Origin of the sequence: Halosolutus gelatinilyticus, from assembly GCF_023028105.1 — an archaeon.
GTDB classification, from domain to species: domain Archaea; phylum Halobacteriota; class Halobacteria; order Halobacteriales; family Natrialbaceae; genus Halosolutus; species Halosolutus gelatinilyticus.
The window spans coordinates 470,520-487,897 of record NZ_CP095491.1 but is presented as its reverse complement, the minus strand read 5'-3'; the positions used below and the strand labels follow the sequence as shown (position 1 = coordinate 487,897).

Annotated in this window: 17 protein-coding genes; 15 read left to right on the top strand and 2 right to left on the bottom strand. The window is 67.4% G+C overall.

The annotated features are described in order from the left end of the window. Positions 1–312: 312 nt before the first annotated feature. The 15 genes from ilvB (at position 313) to MUH00_RS02400 (ending at position 15,450) form a co-directional block, all read left to right on the top strand. Complete coding sequence (ilvB, locus tag MUH00_RS02470; RefSeq protein ID WP_247002192.1) at positions 313–2,127, top strand: biosynthetic-type acetolactate synthase large subunit; 1,815 nt, start codon at positions 313–315, stop codon at positions 2,125–2,127. Positions 2,128–2,182: 55 nt separating this feature from the next. Then, on the top strand, positions 2,183–2,845 hold the full coding sequence (ilvN, locus tag MUH00_RS02465; protein WP_247002191.1) for an acetolactate synthase small subunit: 663 nt from the start codon (positions 2,183–2,185) through the stop codon (positions 2,843–2,845). Next, positions 2,838–3,890, top strand: a complete 1,053-nt coding sequence (gene ilvC, locus MUH00_RS02460) for a ketol-acid reductoisomerase (RefSeq protein ID WP_247002190.1) — start codon at positions 2,838–2,840, stop codon at positions 3,888–3,890. Before ilvN ends, ilvC begins: the two co-directional genes overlap by 8 nt. 21 nt (positions 3,891–3,911) lie before the next feature. Beyond that, positions 3,912–4,247, top strand: coding sequence for a DUF7989 family protein (locus tag MUH00_RS02455; RefSeq protein WP_247002189.1), 336 nt, complete (start codon positions 3,912–3,914; stop codon positions 4,245–4,247). Next, positions 4,244–5,665 carry a 3-isopropylmalate dehydratase large subunit gene (leuC, locus tag MUH00_RS02450; protein WP_247002188.1) on the top strand — a complete coding sequence of 474 codons (1,422 nt, stop codon included), beginning with the start codon at positions 4,244–4,246 and terminating at the stop codon, positions 5,663–5,665. The genes MUH00_RS02455 and leuC overlap by 4 nt, the downstream gene beginning before the upstream one ends. Beyond that, positions 5,662–6,303 (top strand): 3-isopropylmalate dehydratase small subunit, encoded by a 642-nt coding sequence (leuD, locus tag MUH00_RS02445; RefSeq protein ID WP_247002187.1) that lies wholly within the window; start codon positions 5,662–5,664, stop codon positions 6,301–6,303. Before leuC ends, leuD begins: the two co-directional genes overlap by 4 nt. A gap of 140 nt (positions 6,304–6,443) precedes the next feature. Beyond that, a complete protein-coding gene (locus MUH00_RS02440) occupies positions 6,444–8,159 on the top strand; it encodes a vWA domain-containing protein (RefSeq protein ID WP_247002186.1) in 1,716 nt (571 codons plus the stop codon). Between the two features lie 145 nt (positions 8,160–8,304). Continuing rightward, positions 8,305–9,285: an isocitrate/isopropylmalate dehydrogenase family protein gene (locus MUH00_RS02435; RefSeq protein ID WP_247002185.1), complete on the top strand. Its 981-nt coding sequence runs from the start codon at positions 8,305–8,307 to the stop codon at positions 9,283–9,285. Between the two features lie 257 nt (positions 9,286–9,542). After that, complete coding sequence (gene glpR, locus MUH00_RS02430; protein WP_247002184.1) at positions 9,543–10,316, top strand: HTH-type transcriptional regulator GlpR; 774 nt, start codon at positions 9,543–9,545, stop codon at positions 10,314–10,316. After that, positions 10,306–11,214 (top strand): 1-phosphofructokinase, encoded by a 909-nt coding sequence (gene pfkB / locus MUH00_RS02425; RefSeq protein WP_247002183.1) that lies wholly within the window; start codon positions 10,306–10,308, stop codon positions 11,212–11,214. The genes glpR and pfkB overlap by 11 nt, the downstream gene beginning before the upstream one ends. A 109-nt stretch (positions 11,215–11,323) precedes the next feature. Then, positions 11,324–12,499: a PTS fructose transporter subunit IIC gene (locus MUH00_RS02420; protein WP_247002182.1), complete on the top strand. Its 1,176-nt coding sequence runs from the start codon at positions 11,324–11,326 to the stop codon at positions 12,497–12,499. A 44-nt stretch (positions 12,500–12,543) separates the two neighbouring features. After that, on the top strand, positions 12,544–13,008 hold the full coding sequence (locus MUH00_RS02415; protein WP_247002181.1) for a PTS sugar transporter subunit IIA: 465 nt from the start codon (positions 12,544–12,546) through the stop codon (positions 13,006–13,008). Continuing rightward, positions 13,008–13,280 carry a phosphocarrier protein HPr gene (ptsH1, locus tag MUH00_RS02410; protein WP_247002180.1) on the top strand — a complete coding sequence of 91 codons (273 nt, stop codon included), beginning with the start codon at positions 13,008–13,010 and terminating at the stop codon, positions 13,278–13,280. Before MUH00_RS02415 ends, ptsH1 begins: the two co-directional genes overlap by 1 nt. Positions 13,281–13,282: 2 nt before the next feature. Beyond that, entirely contained in the window at positions 13,283–15,001 is a 1,719-nt protein-coding gene (gene ptsP / locus MUH00_RS02405; protein WP_247002179.1) for a phosphoenolpyruvate--protein phosphotransferase, read from the top strand. Further along, positions 14,998–15,450 (top strand): PTS fructose transporter subunit IIB, encoded by a 453-nt coding sequence (locus MUH00_RS02400; RefSeq protein WP_247002178.1) that lies wholly within the window; start codon positions 14,998–15,000, stop codon positions 15,448–15,450. Before ptsP ends, MUH00_RS02400 begins: the two co-directional genes overlap by 4 nt. A 122-nt stretch (positions 15,451–15,572) precedes the next feature. On the opposite strand, the gene MUH00_RS02395 is transcribed toward MUH00_RS02400, so the two are convergent. Further along, positions 15,573–16,448, bottom strand: coding sequence for a class 1 fructose-bisphosphatase (locus tag MUH00_RS02395; protein ID WP_247002177.1), 876 nt, complete (start codon positions 16,446–16,448; stop codon positions 15,573–15,575). Further along, positions 16,445–17,230, bottom strand: a complete 786-nt coding sequence (locus tag MUH00_RS02390; RefSeq protein ID WP_247002176.1) for a class I fructose-bisphosphate aldolase — start codon at positions 17,228–17,230, stop codon at positions 16,445–16,447. The genes MUH00_RS02395 and MUH00_RS02390 overlap by 4 nt, the downstream gene beginning before the upstream one ends. Positions 17,231–17,378: the final 148 nt, after the last annotated feature.

Below are 17,378 nucleotides of genomic sequence, written 5' to 3'. Positions count from 1 at the left end.
CTCGTTTGCCACCGTCCGCGAGCACCGGCTATCGCGAACGGCTCGATCGACGCGGACGCGATCGACTCGCAACAGTTATGACCGTCGAGTCACGTATGTGGTCGATAATGAGGTTCCGCGCGTCAGTGTCGGCTCGCACGGTCGACAGCAGCGCGCTCGCTCTTATTCGTATTGTAGGGGCGTAACCGCCCCTCACTACACTCGCCCTCGATCCGAGCCCGCACCGTTTCCACAGCGATCAGCAATCCACCAGATGACACCGTACCGTACACCCAGACCCACGACTCGCCGATCGACGGCGGGAGGTACTCGATGAGCGAACGCGCAGCATCCGTTACGCCAGCGGAGGAACAGGACGACGAACAGCCGGACGCGGACGCCCAGATCGCCGACGGCGCGGCGCCCGACGCCACGGAGGAGTCCGAGACGACGCCCGAGCCGGTCACGACGGGCGCCGAGGCCGTCGTCCGCGCGCTCGAGAACGCGGGCGTCGAGTACGCGTTCGGCGTCCAGGGCGGCGCGATCATGCCCGTCTACGACGCGCTGTACGACTCGGACATCTACCACGTAACGATGGCCCACGAACAGGGCGCGGCCCACGCGGCCGACGCCTACGGCATCGTCTCGGGCGAGCCGGGCATCTGTCTGGCCACGTCGGGACCGGGCGCGACGAACCTCGTCACCGGCATCGCCGACGCCGACATGGACTCGGATCCGATGGTCGCGCTGACCGGCCAGGTCCCGACGGCGTTCGTCGGCAACGACGCCTTTCAGGAGACCGACACGACCGGCGTCACGACGCCGATCACGAAGGAGAACACCTTCTCGAGCGACCCGGATCGCGTCGGCACCGACGTCAGCGAGGCGTTCGCCCTCGCCCGCGACGGCCGGCCCGGCCCGACGCTGGTCGACCTCCCGAAGGACGTCACCAAGTCCGAGACCGATCGCGAGCCCGACGACCCCCGCGTGCCCGACACGTACGAGGTCCAAGAGCGGGCCGACGAGGAGATCGTCGCGGCGGCCGCAGAGCGCATCGAGAACGCGGCGAAGCCCGTGATGCTGCTCGGCGGCGGCGTCATCAAGGGCGAGGCCAGCGACGTCTGCCGGGAGTTCGCGATCGAACACGAGATCCCGGTCATCACCACGATGCCCGGCATCGGGGCGTTCCCCGAGGATCACGAACTCTCGCTCGAGATGGCCGGCATGCACGGCACCGGGTACGCCAACATGGCGATCACCCACTGCGACGCGCTGATCGGTATCGGCACTCGGTTCGACGATCGCCTGACCGGCGGCATCGAGACCTTCGCACCCGACGCGGAGCTCATCCACGTCGACATCGATCCCGCCGAGATCTCGAAGAACATCAGGGCGGACTACCCGCTGGTCGGCGACGCCGCGACCGTCGTCGAACAGCTGTGCGAGGCGATCGACGCCTCGCCCAAGGTGGCGAAGTGGCGCGCCCAGTGCCAGCAGTGGAAGTCCGACTACTCGATGGCCTACGAGGCCCCCGAGGACGAACCCGTGCAACCGGAGTTCGTCGTCGAGGCCTTGGACGAGGCGACGAGCGATCGCGCGATCGTCACCACGGGCGTCGGCCAGCACCAGATGTGGGCCTGCCAGTACTGGACCTACACCGAACCCCGGACGTGGGTCTCCAGCCACGGGCTCGGCACGATGGGCTACGGCCTCCCGGCGGCGATCGGCGCCCGTCTCGCGGCCGACGACGACCAGGAGGTCGTCTGCATCGACGGCGACGGCTCGTTCCTGATGACCTTACAGGAGCTGTCCGTGGCCGTCCGCGAGAACCTGGACATCACGGTCGCCGTGCTCAACAACGAGTACATCGGGATGGTTCGACAGTGGCAGGACGCCTTCTTCGAGGGCCGCCACTCTGCCTCGGAGTACCACTGGTGTCCCGAGTTCGACAAACTCGCCGAAGCCTTCGGCGCGAGAGGGTTCCGGATCGACGACTACGACGAGGTCGCCGAGACGATCGAGGCCGCGCTGGCCTACGACGGCCCCTCGGTGATCGACGTCCATATCGATCCCGAGGCGAACGTCTACCCGATGGTTCCGAGCGGCGGCGACAACGGCCAGTTCGCACTGACGGAGGAGCAGCTATGACCGTCGGACGAACACCGGCCAACTGCACGCGAAACACCAACGGGAGGTGTTCCACATGAGGCGGGGACTCGACGGACCGGCTCCGGAGGAGCGGCCGACCCCCGAGGGGCGGCGCAACGACCAGGGCATTCGCATCGACCCCGAAGTCGAGGCGACGCACCTGCCGCGGCGCACCGTCATCTCGACGCTGGTCCAACACGAACCCGGCGTACTCGCCGAAGTCTCGGGCCTGTTCTCGAGGCGGCAGTTCAACATCGAGAGCCTCACCGTCGGCCCGACCGACGACGAGGACCGCGCTCGGATCACGCTGGTGGTCGAGGAACCCGACCCCGGCATCGACCAGGTCAAGAAGCAACTGCGCAAGCTGGTGCCGGTCATCTCGGTGCGCGAGCTCGCGCCCGACGCGATGCGCCGAGAGCTGGCGCTCGTGAAGGTCGACGCCGAGCGACCGGACCAGGTAGCCGCGGTCGCGGACATGTACGACGCCACGACTGTCGACTCCAGCCCGGAGACGGCGACCTTCGAGATCACGGGCGCCCGCCAGAAGATCGAGGCCGCGATCGAGACGTTCGGCCAGTTCGGAATCCGCGAGATCTCTCGGACCGGAACGACGGCACTCGCCCGCGGCACCGCGGAGACTGCGGCGCCGGTGAGCGCGACGGAATCGGCAACCGACCAACCCACCCAACAAGACCAATACACAGCAGACGATGACTGACGAATTCACCACCGACATCTACTACGACGACGACGCGGACGTATCGACGCTCGACGACGACACCGTAGCCGTCCTCGGCTACGGCAGCCAGGGCCACGCCCACGCGCTCAACCTTCACGAGAGCGGGGTTGACGTGGTCGTCGGCCTGCGCGAGAACTCCTCGTCGCGATCGGCCGCGGAAGCCGACGGACTCACCGTCACGACGCCGGCCGAGGCCGTCTCGAAGGCGACCTACGTCTCCGTGCTGGTCCCCGACACGGTCCAGGCGGACGTCTACGAGAACGCGATCCGGCCCAACCTCGAACCCGGCGACACGCTCCAGTTCGCCCACGGGCTGAATATCCACTACAACCAGATCCAGCCGCCGGAGGGCGTCGACGTGACGATGGTCGCGCCGAAGAGCCCGGGCCACCTCGTCCGTCGCAACTTCGAGAACGACGAGGGGACGCCCGGTCTGTTAGCGATCTACCAGGACACGACCGGCGACGCTCAGGAACGCGCGCTCTCGTACGCGAAGGGGATCGGCTGTACCCGAGCGGGCGTCATCGAGACGACGTTCCAGGAGGAAGTCGAGTCCGACCTCTTCGGCGAGCAGGCCGTCCTCTGTGGCGGCGTCACCGCGCTCGTCAAGCACGGCTACGAGACGCTCGTCGACGCCGGCTACTCGCCCGAGATCGCCTACTTCGAGTGCCTGAACGAGCTCAAACTCATCGTCGATCTGATGTACGAAGGCGGGAACATGGAGATGTGGAACTCCGTCTCCGACACCGCCGAGTACGGCGGTCTCACCCGCGGCGATCGGATCGTCGACGAGACGGTTCGCGAGAACATGGAGGAGGTCCTCGAGGAGGTCCAGAACGGCGAGTTCGCCCGCGAGTGGATCCTCGAGAACCAGGCCGGCCGCCCGAGCTACACCCAGCTCCGACAGGCCGAGCAGGAACACGAGATCGAGGATGTCGGCGGCCGACTGCGCGAGCTGTTCGCCTGGGCCGACGACGGCGAGGAGGACGAAACGGACGCCGCCGAAGTGCCGGCGGACGACTGATCGACGACTGCAGATTCACCAATGAGCGAGAACGAGACCGACACCACGGACACGATGGCCGGCGTCAGCCACACGAACCCCTACACCGGGGAAACGGCCGGCCGCCTGTTCAGCCGCGGCCCGACCGTCGTCACCGACGGCGGTGAGCGAAGCAACGCTTCGCGATCCTCGTCGGAGCGTGGCTCCGACGCTGGTGAGCCGGTGGGCCAGCCGGCTGCGACGGACCCCGACGGACGCACAGACCCGGAATCGAACGACTCCATGCGAGACGTCGACCACACGCCGCCGAAGGGCGCGGACGACGCCAACCGCGTCTTCGAGCGCGGCCGCAAACGCCCCGTAGAGGACGCAGAATGAGCGAGGGAACGCTGTACGACAAGGTGTGGGATCGCCACAAGGTGACGACGCTGCCGACGGGACAGGATCAGCTGTTCGTCGGACTCCACCTCATCCACGAGGTGACCAGCCCGCAGGCGTTCGGGATGCTCCGCGAGCGCGACCTCGAAGTCGCCTATCCCGACCTGACCCACGCGACGGTCGACCACATCGTCCCGACGGCGGACCAGACCCGACCCTACGGCGACGACGCGGCCGAGGAGATGATGGCCGAACTCGAGGAGAACGTCCGCGAGGCGGGCATCGACTTCTCGGACCCCACCAGCGGCGACCAGGGGATCGTCCACGTCGTCGGCCCGGAGCAGGGCCTCACGCAGCCGGGGAAGACGATCGTCTGCGGCGACAGCCACACTTCGACCCACGGCGCGTTCGGCGCGCTGGCGTTCGGGATCGGCACCAGCCAGATCCGGGACGTGCTCGCGACGGGCACCGTCGCCATGGAGAAACAGAAGGTACGCAAGATCCAGATCGACGGCGAACTCGGCGAGGGCGTCGAGGCGAAGGACGTCATTCTGGAGATCATCCGCCGACTCGGCACCGAGGGCGGCGTCGGCTACGTCTACGAGTACGCCGGCGAGGCGATCGAGAACCTCGGGATGGAGGGGCGGATGTCGATCTGCAACATGTCGATCGAGGGCGGCGCCCGCGCGGGGTACGTCAACCCCGACGAGACCACCTTCGAGTGGCTGAAAGAGACGGATTACTTCCAGGACAACCCCTCCAAGTTCGACGAACTCGAGCCCTACTGGGAGTCGATTGCCAGCGAGGACGACGCGGAGTACGACGACGTCGTGACGATCGACGCGAACGCACTCGACCCGGTCGTCACCTGGGGGACGACTCCGGGACAGGGCGTCGGTATCTCCGATCCGATCCCGACGCCGGAAGAGCTCCCCGAGGACAAGCGGGACACCGCGCGACGCGCCCAGGAACACATGCGCGTCGAACCGGGCGACACGATGGAGGGCTACGAGATCGACGTGGCCTTCCTCGGGTCCTGTACGAACGCCCGCCTGCCCGACCTGCGCCGCGCGGCGGCGATCGTCGAGGGGCGGCAGGTTCACGACGACGTCCGCGCGATGGTCGTCCCCGGCAGCCAGCGCGTCCAGCGGACCGCCGAGGAGGAGGGGCTGAAGGACGTCTTCGAGGCCGCCGGCTTCGACTGGCGCAACGCCGGCTGTTCGATGTGTCTCGGCATGAACGAGGACCAACTGGAAGGCGACGAAGCCTCCGCGTCGTCGTCGAACCGGAACTTCGTCGGCCGTCAGGGGTCGAAGGACGGCCGCACCGTCCTGATGAACCCGCAGATGGTCGCCGCGGCGGCGATCGAAGGGAACGTCACTGACGTGCGCGAACTGAAGGAGGTGACCGCCGTATGACGGACGCTGATGGGGTCGAGATCCCCGAAGTCGACTACGTTTCCGGCACGGGCATCCCGATCCGGGGCAACGACATCGACACCGATCAGATCATCCCGGCGCGGTTCATGAAGGTCGTCACCTTCGACGGCCTCGGCGAGTTCGCGTTCTTCGACGTGCGCTTCGACGAGAACGACGACCCCAAAGCGCACCCGATGAACGAGGAGCGGTTCCGGAACTCCTCGATCATGGTCGTCAACAACAACTTCGGCTGCGGCTCTTCGCGCGAGCACGCCCCGCAGGCGCTGATGCGCTGGGGAATCGACGCGATCGTCGGCGAAGGCTTCGCCGAGATCTTCGCCGGCAACTGCCTCGCGCTCGGCATTCCGACAGTCACCGCCGACAGCGAGACCGTCCAGGAACTGCAGGAGTGGGTCGACGCGAATCCCGACGGCGAGATAGAGGTCGACGTCGAGGCCGAGACCGTCACCTACGGGGGCGAGACGATCGACGTCACCGTCGACGACGCCCAGCGGAAGGCGCTCGTCGAGGGCGTCTGGGACACGACGGCGCTGATGAAGTCCAACGCCGGCGAAGTGCGGCGGAAGGCCGAGGAACTGCCGTACGTCGAGGACGCGGCGATTCCCGAAGCCGAGTAGCTGCCGCGCGCTCGGTTACGGTTTCGCGTTCGGACTCCCTTCTTCTCGACGATCGTACCGCGCTCGTCGGTCCCGTCGTAGCTACAATCGTCGTTTCAGCTTGCGTAACGGATTATCGCCCGGGTCGAGACGTATCGGGTATGCCTTCGGAACGGCGACGATTTCTGGCGCTGTGTGGGGCCTGCACCGGGAGCACGATCGCGGGGTGTTCGACGCTGGCGGATCGGAGCCCGTGGAGCGACGAATCGGACGGCGTCGACGACTGGCAGTATTCGCCCCCCGACGAGGACGACGGCGGCTGGCACTTCGGCGGAACCGACGCCGCATTCGAAGCGGACGCCGCCAGTGCCGGCGGCGAACCGATCGGCCTGGCCGCGGGCGGCGCCGCGGACGTGGGAACGTTCAGGCGCAACGTCTACGAGGGGTACCTGCCGATCCCCGAGAGCATGGCCTCCGAGGGGTTGTTTCACGAGTACTACTTCGATACCGCCGGCGATGGCTCCTGCGGGTCGCTGTTCTGTCCGACCTACACGCCCGCCGTCTCGCCGGATCCACTCTCGGGCGAGACGGAGCGGTACCTCTCGGTGGGGATGGACTCCGGTCTCTCGCAGTCCGACTTCGAGCGTCCGCCGCTGAACCTCGTGATCGTCCTCGATATTTCGGGATCGATGAGCGCGAGTTTCAGCGACTACTACTACGACGCCTACGGGAACGAACGGGAAGCGGAGGGGGACACGAGTCAACCGAAGATCGACGTCGCGAAGGACGCGCTCGTCTCGTTGACCCGCCACCTCCGGCCCGACGATCGGCTCGGGGTCGTCCTCTTCAACCACGAGGCCCACCTGGCGAAACCCCTTCGCGCCGTCGAAGAGACCGACATGGACGCGATCCGGGGACACATTCAGGACGATATTCGCGCCACCGGCGGGACCAACGTCTCGGCCGCGATGGAGCGCAGCGAGGAGGTGATAGCCGAGTACGGCGGCGCCGATCGCGGCGAGTACGAGAACCGATCGATCCTGATCACCGACGCCCAGATCAACGTGGGCGAGACCGACGCCGACGAACTGCGCGGAAGTTTGGAGGCGAACGCCGACCGAGGCCACCACACGACGGTGATCGGCGTCGGCGTCGACTTCAACGCCGATCTGATCGATCAGATCACCGCCGTCCGCGGCGCGAACTACTATAGCGTCTACTCGGCCGAGGAGTTCGAGCGCCGCGTGGATGACGGGTTCGAGTACATGGTGACGCCGCTGGTGTACGGCCTCTCGCTGGAACTCGACGCGGAGGGGTACGAGATCGCGGGGGTGTACGGATCGGACGCCGCGGAGCCGTCGACCGGGGAACTCATGCGCGTGAACACGCTGTTCCCGTCGGAGCGGACTGACGGGGAGGCGAAAGGCGGCGTTGTCCTCGTGCGGATCGAACGAACGGACGACGCGGAATCGAGCGAGGGAAGGAATCTGACCCTCGAAGCGAGCTGGGAGACCCGATCGGGCGATCGCGAGTCGACGACCGAGGACGTCTCGATCCCGTCCGGCAACGAGGAGTACGGCAACGGTGCGGTTCGAAAGGCGATTCTGCTCGCGCGGTACGCCGACCTGCTGACGAATTGGACCGTCTACGAGCGCGACGAGACGCTCGTCGACGAGCGCGAGGGAATCGATCGGCCGCCCGCCGCCGATCGACTCGGCGAGTGGGAACTGGAGTCCGATCCGCTTTCGGTCTCCGATCGGTACGAATCTCGGCTTGGCGCCTACCGGGAGTACCTCGACGCGGAGATGGACGCGATCGACGACGCCGATCTGGGTCGAGAACTCGAGTTGCTGGACGAGATTCTCGCGGCGACCTGACCAGTTCCCCGATCGCGCCCCGCGGCGGCGACCGAGCACTCGCTGGAGAGGATTGCGACCGTGACGCCGGAATGACGGCAGCCACGCCGGAGTCGATAGATGACGGTATCGATACGCTCTTTTCGGCGCCGCATCGAGGTAACGTATGACGCACGAGATCGCCGTCATTCCGGGCGACGGAATCGGACGGGAAGTGACGCCGGCAGCGGTCGCGGTCCTCGAGGCGCTCGATATCGACTTCGAGTTCGTCGAGGCCGACGCGGGCGACGCGGTGAAGGAAGAAACGGGCGAGGCGCTCCCGCAGGAAACGTACGAGCTGGCCGCGTCGGCGGACGCGACGCTGTTCGGCGCGGCCGGCGAAACGGCCGCCGACGTGATTCTTCCCCTCCGGAGTGCTGTGGATTCGTTCGTCAACATCCGCCCCGCGACGGCGTACCCGGGGATCGACGCCGTTCGACCCGAGACGGATCTGGTCTTTCTCCGCGAGAACACCGAGGGCGTCTACGCCGGTCTCGAGGATCGGCTGACCGAGGACGTCGCAACGCTGACGCGGCTCACGACCCGGTCGGCCTCGCGACGGCTCGCCGAGTTCGCCTGCGACTACGTCGAGGATAGCGATCGCGACGGATTCACGATCGCCCACAAGGCCAACGTGATGCGCGAGACGGACGGTCTCTTCCGGGACACCGTCGCCGAGGTCGCCGACGATCGCGGCGTCAAGGCGGACGAGGTGCTGATGGACGCCTTCGCGACGCGGGTCTGTCTCGACCCAACCCAGTTCGACGTCGTCGTCTGTCCGAACCTCGCCGGCGACGTTCTCTCGGACCTCGCGGCCGGTCTCGTCGGCGGGCTCGGGCTGCTCCCCAGCGCGAACGTCGGCCCCGATCGGGCGCTGTTCGAACCGGTCCACGGCACGGCGCCGGATATCGCCGGCGAGGGCGTGGCGAACCCGGCCGCGACGATCATCTCCGCGGCGATGCTGCTCGAGTACCTCGGCCACCACGACGAGGCCGCCGCGGTCACCGAGGCCGTCGAGACGACGCTCGTCGAGGGACCGCGGACGCCGGACCTCGGCGGCGACGCCTCGACCGAGGACGTCACGAACGCGATCGTCGATCGGGTGTAACGCAACTTGCGCGCGTTCGTGCACGTCGCGTTCGCCGATCGATCACGGAACCGACGACGGTGCCGACGAGTTTTCAGCCGTTGAGCGGACCGGAAAACCGACTGCAGGGCGTCTCACGGCGTCGATCGATGGGGTCGATTCCGTCGCTGAACGCCCATAAGAATTATTCTGTTTTATCGATCAGAAACGATCGGTTCAAACAGGGTAAACAAATAAAAGCGAGCAGAACGCACGCTGTAACGAAGACTCCCAAGCCAATGTTACCCGAACAGCGGAAACGCACGATCGTCGAACTCGTCTCGGATCGGGACGGCTGCTCGGTCGAGGAACTCGCCGACGGACTCGACGTCTCGAAGGCGACGATCCGACGAGATCTCGACGACTTGGAGGCGGACCGACTCATCGAACGATCCCACGGCGGCGCGGTGCCGGTGACCGCCGTCGGCCGCGAGCAGACGTACGTCCAGAAGGAAGTCCAAAACCTCGACGCGAAAGTCGCGATCGGCTCCCGGGCGGCGACGGAGATCCACGACGGGCAGGTGATCTTTTTCGACTCCGGGACGACGACGATGCAGGTCGCGAGACAGGCGCCGACCGACGCGTCGTTCATCCCGGTGACGAACTCGCCGCTGATCGCGCTGGAACTCGGCAAGGAGGCGACGGACGTGAAACTCACCGGCGGGACGCTCCGCCACCGGACGCGGGCGCTCGTCGGACCGAGCGCGGAGGCGTTCATGGAGCGGACGAACTTCGATCTCCTCTTTCTGGGGACGAACGCGATCGACGGCTCGGGCGCGCTGACGACGCCGAACGAGGACGAGGCGAGCGTGAAGTCGCTCATGGTCGATCGCGCGGAGCGCGTCGTGCTCGTGGCCGATCGCACCAAGTTCGGCGAGCGAAGCTTCGTCGAGTTCGCGTCGCTGGACGACGTCGACGTCCTCGCGACCGACGAGGAGCCGACCGGCGATCTCGCCGAAGCGTGCACGGCGGCGGACGTGACCGTCGGTGTGGAGGTGCCGGATGATCGCTAGCGTGACCCTCAACCCGGCGGTCGATTACACGGTCGAACTCTCGGAACCGCTCGCGGCGGGCCAGGTTGCCAGGACGGCCGAGCACCGGTACGACGCGGGCGGGAAGGGGATCAACGTCTCGAAGTACCTGGTCGAACTCGGCGTCGAGACCGTCGCGACCGGCATCGCCGGCGGCTTCCTCGGCCGGTACCTCCTCGATCAGCTCTCCGGGCAGGGGATCGCCGCCGATTTCGTCGAGATCGACGGCGGAACGCGGCTCAACACGACGATCCTCGACGGCGAAGGCGAGTACAAGATCAACCAGAACGGGCGGCGGGTTCCGGCGTTCGCGATCGACGAGGTCGTGGACGTCCTCCGCGAGCACGATCCGGAGACGGTCGTCGTCGCGGGGAGCCTGCCGACCGGACTCGGCACCGAGATGATCGATTTGCTCGCCGACGCTGGCTCCTGGGAGACGGTCGTCGACGTCGACGGTGAAACTTTGTCGGCGCTCGACGGCGACTACGCGCTCTGCAAGCCGAATGCCGACGAACTCGCGGCGGCGACCGACCGGGAGGTCGACGATCCGCGATCTGCGACGGTCGCCGCGCGGGAACTTCGCCGGGCGGGATTCGATCGCGTCGTCGCGTCGCTCGGGGGCGACGGCGCGGTGATGGCGACGCCGGAGCAGGAGCTGCACGCCCCTGCGCGCGACGTCGAGGTGGTCGACACCGTCGGCGCGGGCGACGCCCTCCTGGCAGGCGTCCTCGCGTCCCGCGCCGCGGGCGAGTCCGACGCGGCGGCGCTGCGTTCCGGCATCGCGGTCGCGTCCCGCGTCGTCTCCGTCTCGGGGACGCGCGCGCCCTCGCTGACGAACGTGCTCGACGATCGGGAGCGGATCTCCGTTTCGGGCCGCTGATCCGGATTTCGGCCCGCAGATATATAGTATTCACAAACGATCTGAAACAAACATGTTCGAAAACACTTTGGCGCTCTACTGTGATAGATGCTGGCAGAGGTAGACACAGATGAAAGAAAATGTAGAACACCACCTTCGGTCGCACGTCGTGTCGGTGAAGGAGGACCTGATGACGGGCGTGTCGTTCATGATTCCGTTTGTGACGATCGGCGGGATCTTCCTCGCGTTCGCGTTCCTGATCGCGGAACTTCCCGATACGATCCTGGGCATTCGGACGCCCGGTGCGGCTACGACGACCGAGACCGTGTTCGAAGACACCGGGACGCTCGCCTGGTTCGTCGCCCAGATCGGCGATCTCGGGTTGACGATCATGATTCCCATTCTGGGGGCGTACATCGCGTACGCGATCGCGGACAAGCCCGGACTCGCGCCGGGATTCATCCTCTCGTACGCGATTCAACAAGAGCAGATCATCGAAGCGGCCGGCCTCCTCGTGGGCTTCGAGTCCAACGGTGCCGTCGCCGGCTTCCTCGGTGCGATCGTCGCCGGCCTGCTCGCGGGGTACGTCGCCCGCTGGATGAAACGCTGGTCCGTGCCGTCGTTCATCAGGCCGATGATGCCGGTACTCGTCATCCCGGTCTTCACGACGGCGCTGCTCGCGCCCCTGGTCATCGTCGGTCTCGGCGTTCCGATCGCGATCGTCGATTCCGCGCTCACCTCGGCGCTCGAGGGGATGCAGGGGGCGAACGCCGTTCTGCTTGGGTTCATTCTGGGGGCGATGATGGCCTTCGACATGGGCGGTCCCGTCAACAAGGTGGCGTATATTTTCGGCTTCGCGTTGATCGGCGAGGGAATCACGGAGCCGATGGCGGCGGTCATGATCGCGGGGATGGTCCCGCCGCTCGGCCTCGCGCTGTCGAACTTCATCGCGCCGCACAAGTACTCCGAGGAGATGTACGAGAACGCGAAGGCGGCCGTGCCACTCGGCCTCTCGTTCATCACGGAGGGTGCGATCCCCTATGCCGCGGCCGATCCGCTGCGGGTCATCCCCTCGATCATGATCGGGAGCGCGATAGCGGCGGCGACGTCGCTCTGGCTCGGCGTCACGATGCCGGCGCCGCACGGCGGCATCTTCGTCGCGCTCCTCTCGAACAGCTTCCTGCTGTTCGTGGCTTGTCTCGCGCTGGGGACGCTCGTCACCGCAGCGGTCGTGACGCTGCTCAAGCCCGACTACGACGAACGGGTCGCGACGGCCGACGCCGAGACGGCCCAGGTCAGCGATTAGCCTAATAGCTCACCACTACTGAACACATATAGCAATCAATGTCGATGGACGAACCCACTGTTGACACGGTACTGACGCCGGAACTGATCTCTCTCGAGGAACCGCCGGCGGAGAAAGAGGCCTGCATCGAGTTCCTGCTCGATCGGGCCGTCGAGGCCGGGCGGGTCACCGATCGCGACGCCGCGCTCGACGCCCTCCTCGCGCGCGAGGAAGAGACGACGACGGGCGTCGGCAAGGGGATCGGCATCCCGCACGCGAAGACCGACGCCGTCTCGAAGCCGACGGTCGTCTTTGCCCGCTCGTCGGAGGGCGTCGACTTCGACGCTATGGACGGCGAGCCGGCGACGCTGCTGTTCATGCTGCTCGTCCCCGCCGAGGGCGGCGAGGAGCACCTGCAGATCCTGAGCTCGCTCTCGCGATCCCTGATGCACGACGACGTCCGCGAGCGGCTCCACGAGGCGAAGTCGAAGGCGGCGATCGAGGAGACCCTCGCGGAGGCGATCCGCTGATGGAGCGCGTCGTCACCGTGGTCCCCGAGGACGGGCTCCACGCGCGACCCGCCGCGAAGTTCGTCGAGACCGCAAACGGGTACGACGCGGACGTGCAGGTCGGCCCCGCCGACGGCGACCTGGTCGACGCCGCGAGCATGCTCGCGGTCACGAGCCTCGGCGTCGCCAGCGGCGACGACGTTCGCATCGTCGCCGAGGGCGACGACGCCGAGGCGGCGCTCGACGCGCTCGAAGGAGTCCTTTCGACGCCCGAAGCGGAATCCGAGACCTGATCATGTCCACAGACGAGCAACCGAGCCGGACGATCGACGGCACGGGCGTCACTCCCCTCGCGGGGGTCGGGACCGCGGTGTGGTACGACCTCAGCGTCGACGTCGATCTCGACGAGCCGCCGGAATCGGACGCCGTCGATCCCGAGGCGGAGCGCGATCGGTTCGACGACGCCCGCGAACGTGCACGCGACGAACTCGATCGCGAGCGCGAGCAGACGGCGGAACGGGTCGGCGAAGAGGAGGCCGCGGTGTTCGACGCCCACCGGCAGTTCCTCGACGATCCGCAGATCACCGATGGCGTCGCGGACGCGCTCGACGACGGACTGCCCGCCGAACACGCGGTCCACCGGGCGTTCGAGGGACCGATCGAGCAGTTCGCCGCCATGGACGGTATGATGGCCGAGCGCGCCGACGACCTCCGGGACGTCCGCGATCGGCTGTTGCGGCTGCTGACCGACGTCGATCGCGTCGACCTCGGCGCGCTCCCCGAAGGGTCGGTGGTGCTCGCGGAACGGCTCACGCCGAGCGACACCGCACAGCTCGACCCCGATCGGGTGGCCGGCTTCGCCACCGCCGAGGGCGGCCGAACCTCCCACGCGGCGATCTTCGCTCGATCGCTCGGCATTCCCGCGGTGGTCGGCGTCGGCGAGGACCTGCTGACGATCGACGCCGACGCGGACGTGCTGGTCGACGGCATCGAGGGGTCGGTGATCGTCGATCCGACCTCTGAACAGCGCGAGCGCGCCAGCGCGGGTCGCGACGTCGAGATCCGCACGGAGCCGGTGGCCACGGCCGACGGCCGATCGATCGAGGTCGCGGCCAACGTCGGCACCCTCGCGGAACTCGAGGGCGCGGTTCGCCAGGGCGCAGACGGGATCGGCCTCTTCCGGACCGAGTTCCTCTTCCTCGATCGGGAGGCGCCGCCGGACGAGGACGAACAGGTCGAGACGTACGTCGAGGCGCTGGACGCCTTCCCGGACGGCCGGGTGGTCGTCCGGACGCTCGACGTCGGCGGCGACAAGCCGGTCCCGTACCTCGACCTGCCCGAGGAGGAGAACCCGTTCCTCGGCGAGCGGGGGATCCGCCGATCGCTCGGCCCCGATTCCGGCCTGTTCGAAACCCAGCTCAGGGCCCTACTCAGGGCGGCTGCCGCCGGCGACGGCACGCTGTCGGTGATGTTCCCGATGGTCGCGACGGTGACCGAACTCGAGGCGGCGCTGGAGACGGTCGACTCGGTGGCCGACGCACTCGACGACGCGGGAATCGACCGCGCGATGCCCGAACTGGGCGTCATGATCGAGACGCCGAGCGCGGCCTTGCTCGCGGAGGCGCTCGCCGAGCGCGTCGACTTCCTCAGCATCGGGACGAACGACCTCACCCAGTACGTGATGGCCGCCGCCCGCGAGAACGATCGCGTCGCGCACTTGCACGATCCGACCGAACCGGCCGTCCTCCGGGCGATCGATCGCACCGTCAGCGCGGGCCACGCCAGCGACGCGTGGGTCGGGATGTGCGGCGAGATGGCCGGCGATCCCGAACTGACCGAACTGCTCGTCGGGCTCGGGCTCGACGAACTCAGCATGAGCGCCGTCACGATCCCGGCGGTGAAGGAGACCGTCACTGGGATCGAGACGGCCGACGCGGAATCGCTCGCCGACCGAGCAACCGACGCGACCGCGAAGTCCGCGGTTCGCGACCACATCGACAACCGAGAACCATGAAATTCGTCGCAGTCACGTCCTGTCCGACGGGTATCGCACACAGCCAGATGGCCGCCGAGAACCTCCAGCAAGTCGCGGAGGCGAACGGCCACGAGATCGACGTCGAGGTCCAGGGGGCGATGGGCCAGGAGAACGAACTCTCGAGCGAGGCGATCGCGGCGGCCGACGCCGTGATTCTCGCGACCGACACCTCGATCAGCACGGACCGATTCGACGGGAAGACGATCGTCGAGGGGACCGTGAAAGACGCCGTCAACGACGCCGAGGGGCTCCTCGAACGGGCGATCGAGGACGCCGGCGGCGACGCCGACGTCGCGAGCGCGGACGCCGATTCCGACGCGGGCGCAGACACCGCTGCCGCCGAATCGACCGGCACGACCGCCTCCTCGAGTCGGGGCGGCGATCGATCGAAGGGCCTGTTCGCCAGGCTCAAGCGACTGTTCTCCTGATCCGGTTCCAACGGAATTCGGTTCTCCGCAGCCGATCCGTTTCGGCGCGTCCGCTCCGTACCACGATCGCGTCAGAAAACTCGACTCGATTCGCGAGCCGATCCGCCGAACGGGCGGTCGCACTACGCGTCGCGGGTCGAACCGATCGCCGACTCGACGCGCTCGATGTCCGGGTTCGAGCCGACGAAGACGGGGACGCGTTCGTGCACGCCGTCGGGCGATCGATCGAGCAGGCGGCCGCGCCCGTCGCTCGCCCGCCCGCCCGCGGCTTCGACGAGGTGTGCGATCGGATTCGCCTCGTACTGCAGCCGTAGGACGCCGTCGGGGCAGGCGTCCGTTCGCGGGTAACAGAGGACGCCGCCGTCGACCAGCAGGTTCTGGACGTCGGCGACGGCCGCGCCGGTGTATCGGAGCGTTCGCTCGTCGAGGAACCGATCGAGACAGCCGCGAACGTCGACGGGGAGATCGGATCGCCGACCGGAGTAGCCGCAGATACCGGCTTCGGATCCGTTCGCGCCGAGGTTCGGAATCGAGACGGGACGCGGATCGACGGCGGCACCGTCGTCGAGTCGATACCGCGTCACTGCGCCGCCCTCGGCGACGAACATCGTCGTCCACGGCCCGAAGACGATTATCGCGCTCCCGACCAGGTCGGTCCCGCGGGCCGGCAGCGGCGCGTCGTAGATTCCGAGGACGGTCCCGATCGGCGCGTTCGACGCCAGATTCGACGAGCCGTCGAGCGGATCGATCGCGACGCCGTACCCTTCGCCGCAGTCGAGGACGGCCGCGCGCTCCTCGCTCGCGTACTCGCCGACGACGTCGAGCGGCGCGAGCGCCTCGCGGAACCGGTCTTCGAACCACCGATCGGCCGCCGACTGCGCGTCGCCGGACGGGTTCCGATCGGCATTCGATCGCTCGGCGCGCAGCTCCGGAAGTCGTTCGGGCACGTCGGCGGCGACCGTCGCGACGGCGTCGACGATCGGATCTAGGTCGGTCATCGAAGCGCGCTATCGGCCGTTTCGCCCTCGAAGACGACCGCTTCGAGCGCGTCGAGGATTCGGGTCGGATCCTCGCGCTGCCAGACGTTGCGGCCGACGGCGAGTCCGCCCGCGCCGGCGTTCATCGCGGCCTCGACCATCGAGAGGAACTCGTAGTCGCTGGTCTTCGAACCGCCGCTCAGAACCACCCGGGTCGCGTCGGCGGCGTCGACGGCGCGGGCCAGCGCCGCCGGACTGCGCGGGTACTTGACCTTCACGAGGTCGGCGCCGAGTTCGAGGCCGATCCGGGCGGCGTAGGCGATGACTTCGGGACTGCGGTGTTCCTTGATCGCCTGCCCGCGCGGGTAGGACCACATCGCGACCGGCAGGTCGTGCTCTCGGGCGTCCTCCTGGACGGCTCGGAACTCCTCGGTCATCTCCGGTTCGCGGTTCGTGCCGGGGTAGACGGTGTAGCCGATCGCGTCCGCGCCGACCGTGACCGCGTTCTCGACCGACCAGGTCTGGGGCGAGTACGGTTCGCCCATCCAAAGGCTCGACGTTCCGTTGCACTTTGCGAGCAGCGACACGTCGTCCTCGTAGGAGGGGTAGTACGTCTCCGCGAGGCCCTTCTGGACCGCGAGCGCGGTCACGGCGTCGTGAGTCGCCATCTCGAAGACGGTCTCGGGGTCGAGCCGATCCTCGACGCCGTCGAACGCCGACGGGCCGTGTTCGAGCCCGTGATCGTGGGCGAGGATGAGCGATTTCCCGTCCCTGTCGATCGGGGAGTCGTCGAACGGTTGCATACGCGTCCTCCTTTCGACCGCTGTGAAGAATTACTTTCGAATATGATTGTTTGTGATCGAAACATTCGAAATTAGTGGGGTCGTGTGCACCGACCGTCACCGGCCGCCGAACAGATCGCCAGTGTGCGCTCGTTCGGGACGTGTTGCA

Bases quoted from the DNA above. Each gene is read 5' to 3' on its own strand.
- MUH00_RS02415 (WP_247002181.1), top strand. From the start codon at position 12,544: ATGGACGAACCCACTGTTGACACGGTACTGACGCCGGAACTGATCTCT.
- MUH00_RS02420 (WP_247002182.1), top strand. From the start codon at position 11,324: ATGAAAGAAAATGTAGAACACCACCTTCGGTCGCACGTCGTGTCGGTG.
- leuD (WP_247002187.1), top strand. From the start codon at position 5,662: ATGACGGACGCTGATGGGGTCGAGATCCCCGAAGTCGACTACGTTTCC.
- glpR (WP_247002184.1), top strand. From the start codon at position 9,543: ATGTTACCCGAACAGCGGAAACGCACGATCGTCGAACTCGTCTCGGAT.
- MUH00_RS02440 (WP_247002186.1), top strand. From the start codon at position 6,444: ATGCCTTCGGAACGGCGACGATTTCTGGCGCTGTGTGGGGCCTGCACC.
- ptsP (WP_247002179.1), top strand. From the start codon at position 13,283: ATGTCCACAGACGAGCAACCGAGCCGGACGATCGACGGCACGGGCGTC.
- leuC (WP_247002188.1), top strand. From the start codon at position 4,244: ATGAGCGAGGGAACGCTGTACGACAAGGTGTGGGATCGCCACAAGGTG.
- ilvC (WP_247002190.1), top strand. From the start codon at position 2,838: ATGACTGACGAATTCACCACCGACATCTACTACGACGACGACGCGGAC.
- MUH00_RS02395 (WP_247002177.1), bottom strand. From the start codon at position 16,448: ATGACCGACCTAGATCCGATCGTCGACGCCGTCGCGACGGTCGCCGCC.
- ptsH1 (WP_247002180.1), top strand. From the start codon at position 13,008: ATGGAGCGCGTCGTCACCGTGGTCCCCGAGGACGGGCTCCACGCGCGA.
- pfkB (WP_247002183.1), top strand. From the start codon at position 10,306: ATGATCGCTAGCGTGACCCTCAACCCGGCGGTCGATTACACGGTCGAA.
- MUH00_RS02435 (WP_247002185.1), top strand. From the start codon at position 8,305: ATGACGCACGAGATCGCCGTCATTCCGGGCGACGGAATCGGACGGGAA.
- MUH00_RS02455 (WP_247002189.1), top strand. From the start codon at position 3,912: ATGAGCGAGAACGAGACCGACACCACGGACACGATGGCCGGCGTCAGC.
- ilvB (WP_247002192.1), top strand. From the start codon at position 313: ATGAGCGAACGCGCAGCATCCGTTACGCCAGCGGAGGAACAGGACGAC.
- MUH00_RS02390 (WP_247002176.1), bottom strand. From the start codon at position 17,230: ATGCAACCGTTCGACGACTCCCCGATCGACAGGGACGGGAAATCGCTC.
- ilvN (WP_247002191.1), top strand. From the start codon at position 2,183: ATGAGGCGGGGACTCGACGGACCGGCTCCGGAGGAGCGGCCGACCCCC.
- MUH00_RS02400 (WP_247002178.1), top strand. From the start codon at position 14,998: ATGAAATTCGTCGCAGTCACGTCCTGTCCGACGGGTATCGCACACAGC.